Annotated in this window: 13 protein-coding genes and 2 pseudogenes; 5 read left to right on the top strand and 10 right to left on the bottom strand. The window is 72.7% G+C overall.

Going from position 1 to position 15,688, the window contains the following annotated elements; all coding sequences use genetic code 11:
* The first annotated feature begins 26 nt into the window (after positions 1-26).
* The 4 genes from ACWCQM_RS09135 to ACWCQM_RS09120 all read left to right on the top strand — a co-directional run bounded on the left by ACWCQM_RS09135 (position 27) and on the right by ACWCQM_RS09120 (position 4,256).
* A complete protein-coding gene (locus ACWCQM_RS09135) occupies positions 27-566 on the top strand; it encodes a hypothetical protein (protein ID WP_450914646.1) in 540 nt (179 codons plus the stop codon).
* A 176-nt stretch (positions 567-742) separates the two neighbouring features.
* Positions 743-2,275, top strand: a complete 1,533-nt coding sequence (gene crtI, locus ACWCQM_RS09130; protein ID WP_450914645.1) for a phytoene desaturase family protein — start codon at positions 743-745, stop codon at positions 2,273-2,275.
* The gene (locus ACWCQM_RS09125; RefSeq protein ID WP_450914644.1) at positions 2,272-3,258 is read left to right on the top strand and encodes a phytoene/squalene synthase family protein; all 987 of its coding nucleotides are present in this window, start codon (positions 2,272-2,274) and stop codon (positions 3,256-3,258) included. Before crtI ends, ACWCQM_RS09125 begins: the two co-directional genes overlap by 4 nt.
* Positions 3,255-4,256 (top strand): DUF5914 domain-containing protein, encoded by a 1,002-nt coding sequence (locus ACWCQM_RS09120; protein WP_450914643.1) that lies wholly within the window; start codon positions 3,255-3,257, stop codon positions 4,254-4,256. The genes ACWCQM_RS09125 and ACWCQM_RS09120 overlap by 4 nt, the downstream gene beginning before the upstream one ends.
* A gap of 11 nt (positions 4,257-4,267) precedes the next feature.
* Here the strand turns inward: ACWCQM_RS09120 and ACWCQM_RS09115 are convergent, their stop codons facing one another.
* The 4 genes and pseudogenes from ACWCQM_RS09115 to ACWCQM_RS09100 form a co-directional block, all read right to left on the bottom strand.
* Positions 4,268-5,812 (bottom strand): FAD-dependent oxidoreductase, encoded by a 1,545-nt coding sequence (locus tag ACWCQM_RS09115; protein ID WP_450914642.1) that lies wholly within the window; start codon positions 5,810-5,812, stop codon positions 4,268-4,270.
* On the bottom strand, positions 5,809-7,017 hold the full coding sequence (locus tag ACWCQM_RS09110) for a lycopene cyclase family protein (RefSeq protein WP_450914641.1): 1,209 nt from the start codon (positions 7,015-7,017) through the stop codon (positions 5,809-5,811). The genes ACWCQM_RS09115 and ACWCQM_RS09110 overlap by 4 nt, the downstream gene beginning before the upstream one ends.
* On the bottom strand, positions 7,014-8,279 hold the full coding sequence (locus ACWCQM_RS09105) for an NAD(P)/FAD-dependent oxidoreductase (protein ID WP_450914640.1): 1,266 nt from the start codon (positions 8,277-8,279) through the stop codon (positions 7,014-7,016). The genes ACWCQM_RS09110 and ACWCQM_RS09105 overlap by 4 nt, the downstream gene beginning before the upstream one ends.
* A 143-nt stretch (positions 8,280-8,422) precedes the next feature.
* A pseudogene (locus tag ACWCQM_RS09100) lies at positions 8,423-8,602 on the bottom strand (alpha/beta hydrolase); the annotation flags it as partial.
* Between ACWCQM_RS09100 and ACWCQM_RS09095 the strand changes: the two are divergent.
* Positions 8,593-9,077, top strand: a pseudogene (locus ACWCQM_RS09095) (MerR family transcriptional regulator); the annotation flags it as partial. The pseudogenes ACWCQM_RS09100 and ACWCQM_RS09095 sit on opposite strands and share 10 nt — an antisense overlap.
* A gap of 13 nt (positions 9,078-9,090) precedes the next feature.
* Here the strand turns inward: ACWCQM_RS09095 and ACWCQM_RS09090 are convergent.
* The 6 genes from ACWCQM_RS09090 to ACWCQM_RS09065 all read right to left on the bottom strand — a co-directional run bounded on the left by ACWCQM_RS09090 (position 9,091) and on the right by ACWCQM_RS09065 (position 15,641).
* Positions 9,091-9,699 carry a TetR/AcrR family transcriptional regulator gene (locus ACWCQM_RS09090; protein ID WP_267079121.1) on the bottom strand — a complete coding sequence of 203 codons (609 nt, stop codon included), beginning with the start codon at positions 9,697-9,699 and terminating at the stop codon, positions 9,091-9,093.
* Between the two features lie 184 nt (positions 9,700-9,883).
* Positions 9,884-11,602: a CocE/NonD family hydrolase gene (locus ACWCQM_RS09085; protein ID WP_450914639.1), complete on the bottom strand. Its 1,719-nt coding sequence runs from the start codon at positions 11,600-11,602 to the stop codon at positions 9,884-9,886.
* Positions 11,603-11,626: 24 nt separating this feature from the next.
* Positions 11,627-12,565, bottom strand: a complete 939-nt coding sequence (locus ACWCQM_RS09080) for an MBL fold metallo-hydrolase (RefSeq protein WP_450914638.1) — start codon at positions 12,563-12,565, stop codon at positions 11,627-11,629.
* 38 nt (positions 12,566-12,603) lie between these two features.
* Positions 12,604-13,524, bottom strand: a complete 921-nt coding sequence (locus ACWCQM_RS09075) for an alpha/beta hydrolase (protein WP_450914637.1) — start codon at positions 13,522-13,524, stop codon at positions 12,604-12,606.
* Positions 13,525-13,528: 4 nt separating this feature from the next.
* Complete coding sequence (locus ACWCQM_RS09070; protein ID WP_450914636.1) at positions 13,529-14,653, bottom strand: FAD-dependent monooxygenase; 1,125 nt, start codon at positions 14,651-14,653, stop codon at positions 13,529-13,531.
* 34 nt (positions 14,654-14,687) lie between these two features.
* Positions 14,688-15,641: a phosphotriesterase family protein gene (locus ACWCQM_RS09065; protein ID WP_450914635.1), complete on the bottom strand. Its 954-nt coding sequence runs from the start codon at positions 15,639-15,641 to the stop codon at positions 14,688-14,690.
* Between the last annotated feature and the right edge of the window lie 47 nt (positions 15,642-15,688).

Raw genomic sequence — 15,688 nt, 5'->3', positions numbered from 1 at the left:
CGGTCCGCAGCCACCATCCTGGTGCCGTGACCGAGGACGCGGGAACCGGTGGGTTCCACTGGGAGATGTTCACGAGCAACCGTCCGGAGCACGGGGACCGGACGCTGGGTGCCGTCCTGACGCTGGCGCACGTCCTGGCCGTCGTCGGGGTCATGGTGCCCGCGCCGGTGGCCGGGCTGCTTCTCGGGAGCGTCTTCGCGCTCTTCTGGGGGAGTGTTCTCGGCACCCCGTGGCTGCGCGACCGCCGGTCCGTCGTGGCCGCCGACATCAGGCCCGGGCCGCCTCCGGTGCTCGTGCTGCTCAGGCGCTCCGGCCGGAAGGTCACCCTGCCTCTCGACGCGTTGACGGAGCTGAGGCCCCTCACCGTGGGGTACCGGTCCGTCGACAGCAGCGGGTCCGACATCCTGGAACTGCGCTTCGGCAGCAAGGCGTACCGGACCCGGGCCGCGTTCAATCCGCCGGCGAACGACGTACGGCTGCTCGAGGACGCGCTCGCTCAGGCGTGCCCCCGGGTACGCGTCCACCCCAGGCAGGACCGTACGACCTGGGTGTCGGACAGCGGCTGAGCACGCCGGTGGACCGCTGGTCCGCTCCCTCCCGCTCCTTCCGTCCGCCGAACGGGTGAACTCCGTGCTCCTCGTGCCGCGCGCCCGGCAGGGATGCGGCATCCGTGTCCCGGTCGCGTCTGGAATACCCGTGGACGCGGTCACGGGTACCGCGCCCGCCCGGAACGGGAGGACGTATGAGAACCGTGCCCGGTCCCACGGACCATGTGGTGGTGGTCGGCGCCGGTCTGTCCGGTCTGGCCGCGGCCCTCCACCTCCTCGGCGCGGGCCGCAGCGTGACCCTCGTCGAACGGGACGCCGGACCCGGCGGCCGGGCCGGGCGACTGGACATGGGCGGCTACCGGGTGGACACCGGACCCACCGTGCTGACCATGCCGCACCTGGCCGACGAGGCCTTCGCCGCCGTGGGGGACAGCCTCCACCGGCGGGTGGAGCTGATCCCGCTGCACCCCGCCTACCGGGCCCTCTTCGCGGACGGCAGCCGACTGGACGTCCACACGGACGGCGACGCCATGGAGGCCGAGGTCAGGCGCTTCGCCGGGGCCGCAGAGGCCGCCGGGTACCGCAGACTGCGGAGCTGGCTGGAGCGGCTGTACCGGGCGCAGATGCGCCGCTTCATCGACACCAACTTCGACTCGCCCCTCCAGCTCCTGCACCCGGATCTGGCCCGGCTCGCCGCACTCGGCGGCTTCGGCCGGCTCGATCCGCAGATCGGCAGATTCCTCTCGGATCCGCGGCTGCGCCGTGTCTTCTCCTTCCAGGCGCTGTACGCCGGAGTCGCGCCCGCCCGCGCCTTGGCCGCCTACGCGGTCATCGCCTACATGGACACCGTCGCGGGCGTCTGGTTCCCCAAGGGCGGCATGCACGCTCTGCCCAGGGCCATGGCCGACGCGGCGGCCGACGCGGGCGCCCGCTTCCGGTGGTCCGCCGAAGTGAGCGCACTGGAGCGGATCAACGGCCGGGTAAGGGCCGTCACCTTGGCCTCCGGTGAGCGGATCGCCTGCGACGCGGTCGTCCTGACACCGGACCTGCCCGTCGTCCACCGCCTCCTGGGCCGGGCACCGCGCCGCCCCGTCCCCCTGCGCCACTCGCCGTCGGCCGTGATCCTGCACGCGGGCACGGACCGCACCTGGCCGGAACTCGCGCACCACACGATCTCCTTCGGCGGCGCCTGGGAACGGACCTTCGACGAACTCACCGGCACCGGGCGGGTGATGAGCGACCCCTCGCTGCTGATCACCAGGCCCACGACCCACGACCCGTCGCTCGCGCCGGAGGGAAGGCACCTGCACTACGTCCTCGCCCCGTGCCCCAACACCACGACCGGCCCGTCGGCAGCCACCTGGCGCGACCTCGGACCCCGCTACCGGGACAGCCTCCTCGCCGAACTGGAGCGCAGAGGGCTCGACGGCTTCGCGGCGTCCGTCGACAGCGAACTGCTGGTGACGCCCGTGGACTGGGCGGCCCAGGGACACGCGGCCGGCACCCCCTTCTCCCTCGCGCACACCTTCGCCCAGACCGGGCCGTTCCGTCCGCGCAACCTCGTACGCGGCCTCGACAACGTCGTCCTCGCCGGGTGCGGCACGACCCCCGGGGTCGGCGTGCCGACGGTCCTGGTGAGCGGCAAGCTCGCCGCGGCCCGGATCACCGGAACCCGCCGCACCACCGGTGCGCACCGCCGCCCCGCCCTCGAAGGAGCGAGCAGGTGAGCCGCCGTGAACTCGACGCCGCCGGCATCACCGGCCCCGCCCTGCGCGCCGACTACGACCGCTGCCGCCGGATCAACGCCCAGCACGGCCGCACCTACTTCCTGGCGACCCGTCTGCTCCCGCTGGAACGCCGCTGCGCCGTCCACGCGCTGTACGGCTTCGCCCGGTGGGCCGACGACATCGTGGACGGGCTGGACCGGGGGCGGCCCCCGGAGGAACGCGACCGTCTGCTGAGCCTGCTGGAGAGCGACCTCGCCCACGGGCTGCGCACGGGGGGCGGCGACGAGCCCGTCGTACGGGCGGTCGCCGACACCGCGAGGAGATTCGCCATCGACCATGGGCTGTTCGCCGACTTCCTCGCGTCCATGCGCAGCGACCTGAGCGTCACCGACTATCCGACGTACGAGGATCTGCGCGCCTACATGCACGGTTCGGCCGCGGTGATCGGGCTCCAGATGCTGCCCGTGCTCGGGACGGTCGTGGCCCGGGAGGAGGCCGCACCTCACGCGGCGGCTCTCGGCGTGGCCTTCCAGCTGACCAACTTCCTGCGCGACGTCGGCGAGGACCTGGACCGGGGGCGCGTCTACCTTCCCGCGGATCTCCTCGCCGCCCACGGAGTGGGGAGGCCCCTGCTGGAGTGGAGCCGCCGCAGAGGACGGCACGACCCGCGTCTGCGCGCGGCCTTCGCCGAGACCGACGCGATGATCCGGACCGTCTACCGGGAGGCGGAACCCGGCATCGCCATGCTGGAGCCTCGGGCGAGGCCCTGCATCCGCGCGGCGTTCACCCTCTACCGGGACATCCTCGACGCGATCGCCGACGACGGCTACTCCGTGCTCCACCGGCGTGCCGTCGTGCCGCGCCGACGGCGTACCACCGTCGCCGTGGGCGGGCTCGCGCGCATCCTGGCGGCGCGGATGCGCCCACGGGGGGACTCTCCGGCACCGCGACCGGTCTCCGGAACGGAAGGTGCCCGCCGGTGAAGGAGCCGCGCGACAGGTGGGCCCCACCCCTGAGGATTCGCCGCGCCCCCCGCTGGGAGCGGCAGGAGGCGACCTGGCGTGAGGCCAGGCCCGCGTTGATCGCCGAGGCGCTGAAACGGGCCTGCGCGCGGCCGTGGGGCAACTGGTACGTCGCGGGAGCCTCCCGCGAGATCGGCGCCCGGGAACGTCCGTACGGCCGCACGGTCGCCGGGGTGGAACTCGTCCTGTGGCGGGCCGGCGACGGCACGCTGCGCGCGGGCCCGGGGGAGTGCCCCCACCTGGGGGCCCCGCTCCGCGACAGCCGCGTGGTGTGCGGGACGCTGCTGTGCCACTGGCACGGAATGGCCCTGGACGGCGCGCCGTTCGCCGGATGGGAGCCCGTTCCGGTGCACGACGACGGGGTGCTGGTGTGGGTGCGGCTCGACGCGGCCGGGGGCGAACCACCGCTGGACCGCCCCGTCGTGCCGGTGAGGCCCGGGGCCGGCGACGCGGTCGACGCGGTGTTCACCGCGGTGGGCCGGTGCGAACCGGAGGACGTGGTCGCCAACCGGCTGGACCCCTGGCACGGGTCCTGGTTCCACCCCTACGCGTTCGTGGGACTGAGGGTGGCAGGCACCCCGGAGGACGGTGGCGAGGACGCCTTCGCGGTCGACGTCTCGTTCAAGGTCGCGGGCCGCCTGGTGGTGCCGGTTCGGGCGGAGTTCACCGCTCCCGGACCGCGCACGGTCGTCATGCGGATCACGGACGGGGAGGGCGCCGGATCGGTCGTGGAGACCCACGCCACGCCGCTCACCGTGCCGGGTGACGCCCGGCCGCGCACGGCGGTGGTGGAGGCCGTGGTCGCGGCCTCGGACCGGCGGGGTTTCGCCCTGGCGCGCGCCGCCGCACCCGTGCTGCGGCCCCTGATGCGCCGGACCGCCGGCAGGCTCTGGCGTGACGACCTGGCGTACGCCGAGCGCCGCTGGACGCTGCGCCGCACAGGACGCTTCCCGGGCTGAGTGCCGCGCGCTCAGTACCGCGCCGCCCGGGCCGCCAGGGCGCGCAGGACCCGGGAGCGGCCGGCTCGCGGGACGGTCCTGAGCACCTGGCCCCGCACACCCCAGCCGGCGAGCAGCTGATTGGCGGCCAGGAAGCCCGAGGTCGCCGCCCGTTCCATCAGCGCGACGGGCAGACCGGTGCGGACGAGGTCACCCGCCAGCGTCACGCGCGGATGCGGGGTGCGCACGGCGGGACGGCGGTGGTGGCCGCCGACGGCGAAGACCGGGCAGTCCGCCCGCCACTCGTGGACCGCGTCGACGACCCGGGCGTCGGCGGTCTCGGGGTAGACCTCGTGGAGCCGGTCGAGGATCCGCTTCTGGACACGCTTGCGCTCCTCCCGCTCGTCGACGGCGTACGCGTGGAGTTCGACGACCCCGCCGCCCGTCCGCGCGGCCCAGCGGGCCGCTTCGCCCTCCCAGCGGTCGAGGACGCTGATGTTGTCGAGCCCGTCGTACCCACTCGTGCCGAGGAACCCCGCGCGGTCCTGGCGCACCGGGCGGTCGAGCCACAGCCTGGATACGAGGAACGGCGGAGCCGTCCGCAGCGCGGCGATGTCCCCGCGCCAGGAGTCGTCCCCCAACTCCTCCGAGGCGCCCACCACATGGCGCAGGCCGCCGGTGTCGAGCGCGAGGACCACGGCCTGGTACCGGTCGGCCGCCCCCTCGGTCTCCACGGCCAGGTCCCCGTCCGCGAGCGGCCGGACACGCCGCACCGGGGTCCCGGTCCGCACCTCGGTGCCGAGCCCACGCAGATGCCCGGCCAGCGGCTCCCAGAGGGCCTGGGGGAACGGCTCGCGCGGCACGTCGAAGAGGAGGCCCTCGGACGAACCCAGGAAGTAGATGTGGAACATCACCAGCAGTTCGGCCGCGGAGAGTTCGCGTGGGTCGGCGAAGAAGCTGCGGGAGAACACCTCGAAGGCCAGATGACGCGCGGCCCAGGGGAACCCGATGCGGTGCAGGAAGTCCTCGGCGCTGATGCCGTCGAACCGCTCGTACACCCCGGGCACGCGCACATCGAGCAGCGGCAGGGCCGCCCGGGCGTCCATCGCGGCGAGGTCCCGCCATCCGAACGTCGGGCTGAGCGCCACGAATCCGAGCGCGCTCCACGGCGGGGTCCGGGGCACGCGCGCGAAGCTGTCCCTCAGGCCGTCGCGGTGCACGAGCGGATAGTCCGGCAGCGGGGTGAGCGCGGAGAGCCCTGGATCCGCCCGGCGCAGCAGGTCGCGCAGGTTGTAGTACTGGCGGAAGAACGCATGGAAGCCGCGGCTCATCGTCGCCCCGGACCCGTCGGCCAGCCGGACCGGCCACCCGGCGACGCGCCCGCCGAGGACCTCCTCGCGTTCGTACAGGGTCACGCGGACGCCCCGCTCGGCGAGCCCCGTCGCGGCGGCGAGGCCCGCGATGCCTCCGCCGATCACCGCGGCCGACGGCGCGTCGCCGGTGAAACGCTCGCGTCCCGGCGCGGGAAGGAGGACCTCCGCACGGCGGTCGCGCCCATGGGTGCCCAGCAGGGTCATCGGGGGCTCTCTTCGGATCGGCCGGTGGCCCGGCGGGCGAGAAACGGCAGTTCGGCCGCGGTGCGGAGCATCGGGCCCACGGGAGTGCGCAGACCGATCCCGAACTCCTCCCACGGCGTGCTCCCGCCGTCGAGGAAGCGCAGCAGCCGCTCCATCGGGACCCGGCGGAACAGCTCGGTGAAGAAGCGCGGGCCGTCCACCCGCCCGGTGTCCAGGGCCCGCAGCAGCACCGCGTCCATGGCGAGGGCCCGGCGGCCGTGCGGCGGCGGCACGGACGGCCGGCCCCGCAGCACCGAGGCCGCGACGGACCGGCTCTGGCGCTGCACGGTGGCGAAGGTGTAGCCCGTCGCCGGACGGGTGGCGCCCCCGGCCGCCCCGATACGGAACACGGCGGGCCCGGTGCGGCGGGGAAAGCGGGCGTCCGTCATCGGGATGACGCCCTGCTCCGCGGAGTCCACGGTCAGGGGACCGAGCCGCAGAACCTCGGCCGTGTAGTGCCGCAGAGCCGCGTCGTACGCCGCCCTCGTCAGCGGGGCCCGGGAGAACTCGGTGTACTCCACCAGCGCCCGGTCCGGCGCGAGCGGCAGGACGTATCCGAACGCGAGGCCTCGGCGCGGCTGCGGCACCCGGAAGTCCATCAGGTCCGCCACGCCGGGATCGAACCGGGGGGAGGCGGTGCGCACGAACCAGCCGCGGAAGTGCTGGAGCAGCAGCGTGCGGTGGGGCGGTGTGCCGCGCACCGGCCGCGAGTCGAAGACGCAGTCGCCCCGCAGCGTGAGCGGCCTGCCCCCGGCCGTCGTGCAGTGCACCTCGGCGCCGTACGGCGCGTCGCGCACCTCGTGGACGGTGGCACGCACGACGCGGGCCGTGGGGCAAGCCGCCAGCCGGGCGTGGACCAGCCGTTCGAACGGGCCGGAACGCACCATGCGGTAGCGCAGCGGCGCGGGGTCCGACTCGACGACGCCGCCGTCGGGCCCGCGCACCCGCAGCCGCTGCCAGGAGGCGACGACGGCCTCCTCGAACTCTCCCGCGCCCGCCTCCCAGTAGCACCAGGTGCGCTCCGCCGGGCGCAGCGGCCCGTTGGGAGCCTCGACCAGGGTCACGCCCGTCCCGGAACCGACGAGCCGGTCCGCCAGACAGAGCCCGGCCGCGCCGCCGCCCACGACGACGACGTCGTCCACCCGCCGCCGGACGTCCCCGCTCACATCCGGCCGGACCGGGCCGCCGCGCGGTCGGCCAGCACCTCGCGTGCCGCCCTGCTCCCGGAGGCCAGCGCCCCCTGCACGGAGCCGGTCGCCCGGTGGTCCCCGCAGACGTACCGGCCCGGTGCGAAGCGGGTCGTGCGGCTCAGCGGCCAGGGTGGGCGCATGGCGGGCAGGGCGCCCTCCACGGTGTACGCGCCGACCGTCTCCCAGGTGCTCGTGTCCGTGTCGTACAGCTCGGCCAGCCGCGCGCGGACCGTCCTCTCACCGCCGGGCGGCCCGGAACCGAGTACGGACGTCGAGACCAGCGCCGTGCCCGGGGGAGCGTAGGAAGGTACGACCTCGGTGAGGACACAGCTGTTCAGGACGGCGAGCCCGCTGTCGACGACCAGGGTCGGTTCGGTCAGCGGCGACCGGACGGCCGCGTGGTAGTACGTCGTCACGGTGCGGCTGTCCGGCACCGCCAGCCCGGGCAGCAGACGGGCAGCGGTCGCTGCGTCCGTGGCCACGACGACGGTGGCGGCCGGCCGCTCGCCGCCGTCCGCGAGGAGCACCCCGGAGTCCGTGATGCCGGCGACGGGCGTACCGAGCCGCAGGGCGCCTTCCGGCAGCCGGGCGGTGAGCTGGGCGGGCACGGCACCGATGCCCCCGGCGGGCAGACAGAGCGTGCCGCGCACCATGCTGCGCCAGACCAGGTGCAGGAAGCGCGCGGAGGTCTCGAGCCCTTCCTCCAGGAACACCCCGGAGAGGAAGGGCCGCATCAGGTCCTCGATGGCGCGCGGCGAGAGCCCGGCGCGCACGAGCGCCTCCGACGCCGTCCGGTCGGGCACGCGTCGCAGGCGTTTCGCGGGAAGCAGCGCGTCACGGGCGGTGAGTGCGGCGAGCGCGGCGAGGTCCCGCGCAGGGAGCACACGTCCGGGCAGCAGCTGCGCCGCGTCCCCCGGCCGCCGGGTGGGGTCTGTGACGCGCACCCGCCCCGAGGGGGTCCGGGCGATCAGGCCGGGGGTGAACGGCCGCAGGCGCAGCCCGCGCAGATCGAGGCGCCTCTTCACCTGCGGATAGGAGGTGTTGAAGACCTGGAAGCCCCGGTCCAGCAGGAACCCGTCCCTGCGGTCCGTGCGCATCCGGCCACCCACCCCGTCGGACGCCTCCAGCAGCTCGACGCGCAGGCCCGCCTCGACGAGGTCGAGCGCGCACGCCAGGCCCGCGAGGCCGGCGCCCACGACGACGGCGTCCGGTGGCGATGGGTGCTGTGGTTTCGTCATCCGTGTCCCTCGGCTCGGTGCCCCGCGTCCGGCGACGCCTCTGACGGGTGGTCAAGCCGATCACGAACGGGACGCCGAAGCCAGGAGCCTCCACGGGCATCCCCCTCAACGGGTGACGCGGGCGGACGGAAAGGGGGGCGCGGTCACCGGGGCTCCCCGCACAGGTGGTGCAGCACGGCCCGCATCGCCGCGTGCACCGCCTCGCGTGACTCGTCGGTCGGGTCGACGGTCTCGAAGCCGTGATGGCCGTGCGGTACGTCGATCACCTCCAGCTCGGCCCCGCACGCCCGTGCCGCGTCGGTGAACTCGTCCACGGTGGCCGCAGAAGTGCCCACCGGAGGAGCGCGCGGGCCGCCTGCGGCTGGTCGGCGCCGTGACCGCTCCGCCGAGCACCGCGCCCCTCGCCCGGTTCTGACGCGGCTGGCTGCCGCCGCGGATGCCGGCCCGGTCGGTCACCGCGTTCCTGGACGTCGCGGTACCGCAGCCGCCGGAGGACCCCGGCCCGGCCCAGGTCCTGGCCTTCGCCCGGCTGTACGCACTCGTCGACGGCCCGTGCGAGGGGACCGGGCCCGCCCAGCCGCACGCCCACCGGGCGGCGGACGCCCGGGCCTCGGCCGTGCTCCACGCCGGAGGCTCGCGGCGGACCCGCGCATCGACCGGTACTGGGAGCTGACCGCCGAGCTGATCAGCCGCCCGGACGGACGGCCGGAGCCCACCCCGGGGTCCGCGCACGACTGGCTCCTGGCCGCTCTGAACGACCGGCAGGAGCCCGTGGGGACCGCCGGGGACCGCGGCTGACGGCCTCGCGGGGTCAGGTCAGGAGCTGGGTCCAGCTCTCGGTCAGCTCGTGGAGCATCTGCTCGTGATCGAGCTTCCAGTCGGCGCTGTCCCAGTGCTGGGCGACGTAGTCGAGCTGGGCCATCGCCAGCACACCGCGGAAGTGGCGCTGGTGGGGCTCGAAGCGGCCCGCCTCGGTCAGCCCGTCCTCGACGTCGCTGATCGCCTCCTCCAGCCAGCGCTCGACCAGATTCGCCAGCTCGGGGTCCACGGCCGCGGCGTCCCGGCCGATCCGGATGATCGGCCGGATGGGCGGCCAGCTCTCGGCCGTGCTCCGCAGCCAGGCGGCGATGGCCTCCCGCGTGCCCTCGGCGACGGTGGCGACCAGGTCCTGAGCGGTGGAGCCGTGTTCGGGGGAGCGGACGCGCTTGAGCGCCTCGTTGAGCCGCTCGTCGATGAGCGCCTTCATCAGCTCGCTGCGCGAGGGGAAGTACGCGTAGAAGGTCACCCGCGTCGTCCCGGCCGCGGTCGCGATGTCGTCGACGGTCGTCGCGGCGTACCCCTTCGTCTTGAAGAGGTCCAGGCCGGACTCCAGCAGCAGACGGCGGGTCAGCTGTTTCTGGGCCTCTCGAAGGTTTGCCATGGCCCGATCCTAGACCGTGTGTGTAAGGCGAACACGCACCGAGGCCCCTTCCGGTACGGGGCGGACCGAACCCTGACGCGGCGTAAACCCCCACGTCACCGGCGCACCGCCGCACCGGAGGCGGCGGCCCCGTACCACCGGGAGGTGGTACGGGGCCGCCGGAGCACCGCGGAACGGACCGCTGCTAGTCGGTGCGAGCCGTGAACGGCAGTACCAGCCGGGAGGGGTGGGCGGCGTCGCGGTAGATCTTGTGCGTGACCGGGCGGCCCACCGGAAGGTGGAAGGCGTCCGGCGGCAGCAGCGAGTTGTGCTCGTCGGCCAGCGGCTCGTCGTTGGACAGCTCCACCACGATGCGGTGACCGGGCAGGAACGTCGCCGCGAAGGGGTAGAGCCGCAGCACGTACTCCTCGATCGCCCCGGGCTCCACCGGCACCGAGCGGGTGTGCGGGTGGTACGGGTTGCCCTCGGTGGTGCGGTCGTCCAGCTCGCGGTGCGAGGCCTTGAGGTACCCGGTGGTGATCAGCTGGCGCGAGCCGTCGGGCGCGGTGTCCCACATGCGCAGGATGAAGTTCGTGTCGTCCTGGTCGATCTCCGCGAAGATGTGCGCGGCACCCGTGCCGATCATCTCCGTCGGCTCCTCGAAGGGCGCGGTGCTCCAGCTGAGGATCTCCACCTTGTCGGTGACCGTCAGCGGCGCCTGGTAGAAGCCGTCCGGGGCCGCGTGCTCCACCCCCATCGTCTCGGGCTCGAAGGAGAGCTTGCGGCGCGTGCGCAGGTAGAGCGGCTTGTACTCGACGTCCTTCGGCGGCCACTGCCCGGCCGTGACGACCTCGCGCGAGCCCTCGACGAACGCGCTCACGGCCGGCTCGTCCATGATCCCGTTGTCGATGCCCTTGAGCCAGTACTCGTACCAGCGGAACATCTTGTCGTGCTCCTCGACCCAGGGGCGCGACTGCATCGGCGGGTAGGAGCCGATGTCCAGCTTCTTCGGTCCCTTCAGCACATCGAACAGTTCGATGTGACCGTCCAGCGTCCAGCCGCGTCCCTGGTCGATCTGGAGATAGACCGGGATGTCGATGTTCTCGGCCAGCGTGATGGGGTTGCGCTCCTTGTACCACTCCCCGTCGAACTGGTTCATGACGATGTCGAACCAGAACTCGCGGTTCTTGGGGTACTTGAGCACATGGACCAGATTCGGCCAGGCCGCCACGTCCGGGTCGAGGAGCCGCTCGTCGACGAGCTTCCTGAGCTCCTCGGGGGAGTGGACGTCCTGCATGCGGGACCTGACGTTCGTGTGCGCGATGCCGGAGTCACCGCCTCGGCCCTCACGGGCGGCTCGCGGCATGAACCACATGATGCCGCCGTGGTAGGTGGTCTCGTAGAAGTCGTAGTGGCCACCGCTGACGAAGATCGCCTTGAGGTGCGGCGGGCGCTCGGCGGCGGCCAGCACCTGCATCGAACCGAAGTAGGAGATGCCGATCATGCCGACGTTGCCGTCGCACCACGGCTGCGCGGCGACCCACTCGACGAGGTCGTAGAGGTCCTGGCCCTGGGACACCCCGCCGAAGTTGTAGTTGCCGATCATCACGCCGCCCGAATCACCGGTGCCGCGCATGTCACCGATGACGTGCACGTAGTCCTCCTCGACCACGCGCGCGATGTCACCGGCCTCGATGCAGCCGTCCCACATCGGGCTGGGGCGCCGCTGCGGAGGCATCGTCAGGGCGAGCGCCTGGAGTTCCTTGCCGTAGGCGCTCATCGCGATCAGAGCCGGCCGCGGCTTGTCCTCGGTGCCGTGGTAGGCGTCCACGGCGAGCTCGACGCCGTCCCGCATCGGAACGTGGAGATCCTTGCGGACGGCAATCGTCCGCGCCCCCGCCTGGATCGACTGGAAGTCAGCCATGAGTGCGAAACTCCTTGCCCTCTGTCACGAGTTCTTTGAGTGGTGCGTGCGGTAGCCGTGCATCGACGTGAAGAACGGCGACGGCTCAAGTGCGGGATCGCCGGTGTAGCCGAGCTCCTCGGCGACAGGGGCGAAGGGGGAGTAAGGCGAATCCGTCTCCCGGAGGCCGTCCCGCAGGCAGCGCCCGGCCGCCCGGCTGACCCCGGCCTCGATGTCCAGGCTGCCCTGGAGCGCCTCCCGGGCCTGGGCGGCGTCCAGTTCGACGCCGTACGGAACCCCGTCGGCCGTGCGGTACGGGTGCCCGAGGTAGAGGCGCCGCGGCCGGACCTCGTCGCGGAGGTACTCCAGCCCGGCGCGGTAGCCGACGGGGTCGGCGTAACCGGGGAAGCCGTTGGCCGCCCCGTGCACCTGGACGGCGTCGCCGACGAAGACCGAGCCCTGGCCGTCGATCTCGTAGGCGACCGATCCGGGTGTGTGGCCCGGGACGGAGTGGGCGGACACGGTGACGCCGCCACCGAGGGGGAGGGTCTCGCCGCCCTTGAGCAGCACGGCCGGCTCCATCTCGCCGGAGATGACCGCCTCGGCCGACGCCGTCACCCGGGCCTCGCCCTCGGGGTCGTGGAGATACCGCCCACGCCCCGCGAGGTACTCGTCCACATGGGCGCGCCGCGAGCGCAGCATCGGTGCGTCCGCCTCGTGGATCACGACCTTCGCGCGCCGGCCCGTGAGCTCCCACAGGGCGTACGCCCCGCCGACGTGGTCGATGTGACCGTGGGTCAGCAGGATCCAGCGGATGTCCTCGACGCGGCGCCCGAGCGCTTCGAGAGCGGGGGCCATGCCCTCGGCGGGCGAGGAGCCGATGCCCGTGTCGACGACGGCGGGCTCGGGTGCGTCGATGTAGAAGCTGTAGAGGCCGAAACGGCCCCACGGCGAGACCAGGGGATGGACTTTCACTTCGTTCATGGCTCTCTCCTTCGAGCTCGTTCGTGGGGCCGTCCGCGTCAGCGGCGCAGGAAGTCGCGCGTCTCCTCGAAGACCCGGTGGTAGTCCGGGATCCAGGAGAAGTGCTGGACGAATCCGTGCCCGGCGCCCGCGTAGCGGCTGACCGTCGCGCTCACTCCGGCGTCGTCGAGCCGGCGGCCGTAGAGCTCGCCCTCGTCACGCAGCGGGTCGTGCTCCCCCGTGACGACCAGGGCGGCGGGCAGCCCGGAGAGGTCGTCGCGCTTGACCGGCGAGACCAGGGGGTCCGCCGGGTCCGCGCCGCTGTCGACGTAGAAGGCGTTGAAGGGCTTCAGCCCCGCCGTCTCCAGGCCGTATCCCTCCGCGTTCTCCCGCAGCGAGGGATAGCGGTCGATGTCGAAGTCCAGGTCCAGGGACGGGTAGTAGAGGATCTGGTGCGTGATGCGGTCGAACCCGTCGTCGTGGGCCATCGCCGCGACGGCCGCGGCGAACGTGCCGCCCGAGCTGTCGCCCGCGACCGCGAGGGTCGCGCCGTCCCACTTCAGGCCCGCGCCGTTCTCCTCGGCCCACCGAACCACGCCGTAGCAGTCCTGGAGACCGGCGGGGAACGCGGCCTCGGGCGCCCGGCGGTAGCCGACGGAGAGGACCTTGAGCCCGGTCTCCTTCGCCAGCGACCGTGCCACATGGTCGTGCGTGTCCAGGCTGCCGAGGAAGAAGGCACCGCCGTGGAAGTAGACCAGCAGGCCGTACGCGTCGGCCTCGGCCGGTGTGTAGATCCGCACCGGGACCTCGCCGGCGGGGGTCTTCGCGGTCACGTCCTCGACGCCCGCGAGCGGCAGACGCTCATCGAGGGGAGGCACCTGCGCCTCTTCGCCGGCGCGCATCGCCGCCGGGTCCAGCGGACCGTCGGGCGGGGCCGGCAGGTGGCGGAGCACATCGGCGATCCGGGGATGCAGTGTCATGGTCTCAGTCCTTCGCGGTGGTCGCCGCGGGCTTCTGGCCGGGGAAGACGTCATGGACCTCTTCCTCGGTCCACCCCTGGCGCGAGATGCGCTGCAGTTCGTCCGTCACCGGTTTGCGGGTGGCCTGGAACAGGGCCAGCGCCTCCTTGACGGAGTCCGCCTCCAGCAGGGCGTCGGCGAGGGCGCCGCCGTCCATGATCGCGGAGTTCGCGCCCTGGCCCTGGTGGTGCAGCATCGAGTGGGCGGCGTCGCCCACGAGGACGACGGAGTCCGAGTGCCAGGTGCCGATCGGGTCGATGTCGTAGACCGCGCGGATGTTCACCGAGTCCAGGTCGAGACCTCGCGTGATGTCCACGATCCGCTCGTCGAAGCCGGCCACCGTCGCCAGCAGGTCCTCCGTCGTGACCTTCGGCGACCAGGTGCTGTCGGGACAGAGGGCGGTGATGTCGAACGACACCTGGTTGCGGTGGCGCAGGGGCAGCAGATAGACCTTCGTGCCCCGGCCTATGTACATCCGGAGGTTGTCGTCGACGACCATCCCGTGGGCGTCGTCGGCCGAGATCACCGCGCGGTAGGCGTGTTCACCGGAGAACACCGGGCCCTTGTCGCTGAACATCTGCCGGCGGACCACCGAGCGGATGCCGTCGGCCCCGATGACGAGGTCGGCCGTCACCTGCTTGCCGCCCGCGAAGGTGAGCGTCGTACGGTCGCCGTGGTCCTCGACGGTCTCCAGTTTGTGGCCCAGCCGCACCATGCCCTCGGGGAGCACGCCCAGGAGGGCTTCGATGAAGTCCCCGCGGTGGATCAGATGGGTCCTGGTCTCCACGGCGAAGTCGTGGATGCCGGGCCACGCGTCCTTCATGATCGGGTCACCGGTGGCGCTGAGGATCTCGAAGTAGTCGCTCGGCGAGCTCACCTTGGCGATCGCGTCGAAGATTCCCCACTGGCGGAACCGGTCCATGGTGGACGGGCGCAGACCGATGCCGGCTCCGACCTCCCGGATGTGGCTCGCCTGCTCGTACACAGCGACCTTGGCGCCGAGCAGGCTCAGGGCCTTGGCCGCCGCTGCGCCGCCGTACCCCGCGCCGACAATGGCGACGTCCAGGTTCTTCAGGTCTGAGGGCTGCATCTCTCGTCCTTAGTCAGTTCTTGATCGCGCTGAATCAGTTCTTGATCGTGAGGAAGTCGGCGGGGTTGTCGACGAAGATCGCCCTGATGGCGGCCTCGTCGAGCCCGGCGGCCCGGAGGTCCGGGATGAGGTCCTCGAAGATGTAGTTGACGGTGTGGCCCTTCACGCCCGGCCAGCCCAGCGGGCTGCAGTTGGCGTCCGCCGACGCGAGCACCTGGCCGAGGTGGCCCTGCCCGACGAACCGGAGGAAGTGGTCGAGGCGCTCCTTGCGGGGGCGGGCCCAGAAAGGCGGGTCCTCGAGCTCGGTCTCGTAGCCGAAGGTGTCGAAGCCGACGCGCCCGCCCTGCTCGGCGATCCAGATGTCGCGCGTCTTGTCCGCGTTGACACCGTCGTCGACATGCCCGAAGAGCACCCGGTCCAGCGGAAGGCCCTCCTCGTCGAAGATGGCGATCGCGTTCTCGGCGTCGATGGCCAAATGCGTCAGGACAGGGACGCCGGTGGCCAGGGCGGCTCGCGCGGCGGCGCGGTAGATGCGCTTGTCGAGTTCCGTCATGCGGCCGCCGCGGCTCACGCCGACCTTGATGATGCCGGCGCGGCCTCCGGTGTCGCCGATGCCGACGGTGATCTCGTGGACGAAGTGCTGGGCCAGGTACTCCACGGTCGCCCGGGCGAAGAACGGAAGCGCGGTGTCACCGCCGACGAATCCGGTGCTCGCCACGATGTGCACGCCGGTCTTCGCCGAGAGGGACCTGTAGTAGTCGACGTCGCGGCCGTTGCAGATGCCGGTCGCGTCGACGAAGGTGCCGCCGCCGTACTCGTGGAACCGGCGCAGTTTGGGAACGGTCTCCTCGTACCGCTGCTCCGGGGTCTTCCACCACCGGGTGTCCAGCTCGGAGCCGGGCATGCCGTAGCCGATGTGCTCGTGGACGGCCACGATGCCCAGCTCCTCGGCCGGGACCGGCCCCAGGACGGTGTTCACTCTGGACACAACACTCACCTCAGATTGTCGAAGCTCGATGGGGATAGCTGCGGGCG

The sequence above is a fragment of the Streptomyces sp. NPDC002125 genome, from assembly GCF_053593715.1.
Note: the sequence above shows the minus strand (reverse complement) of the source record. Positions and strands in the feature narration are given on the sequence as shown.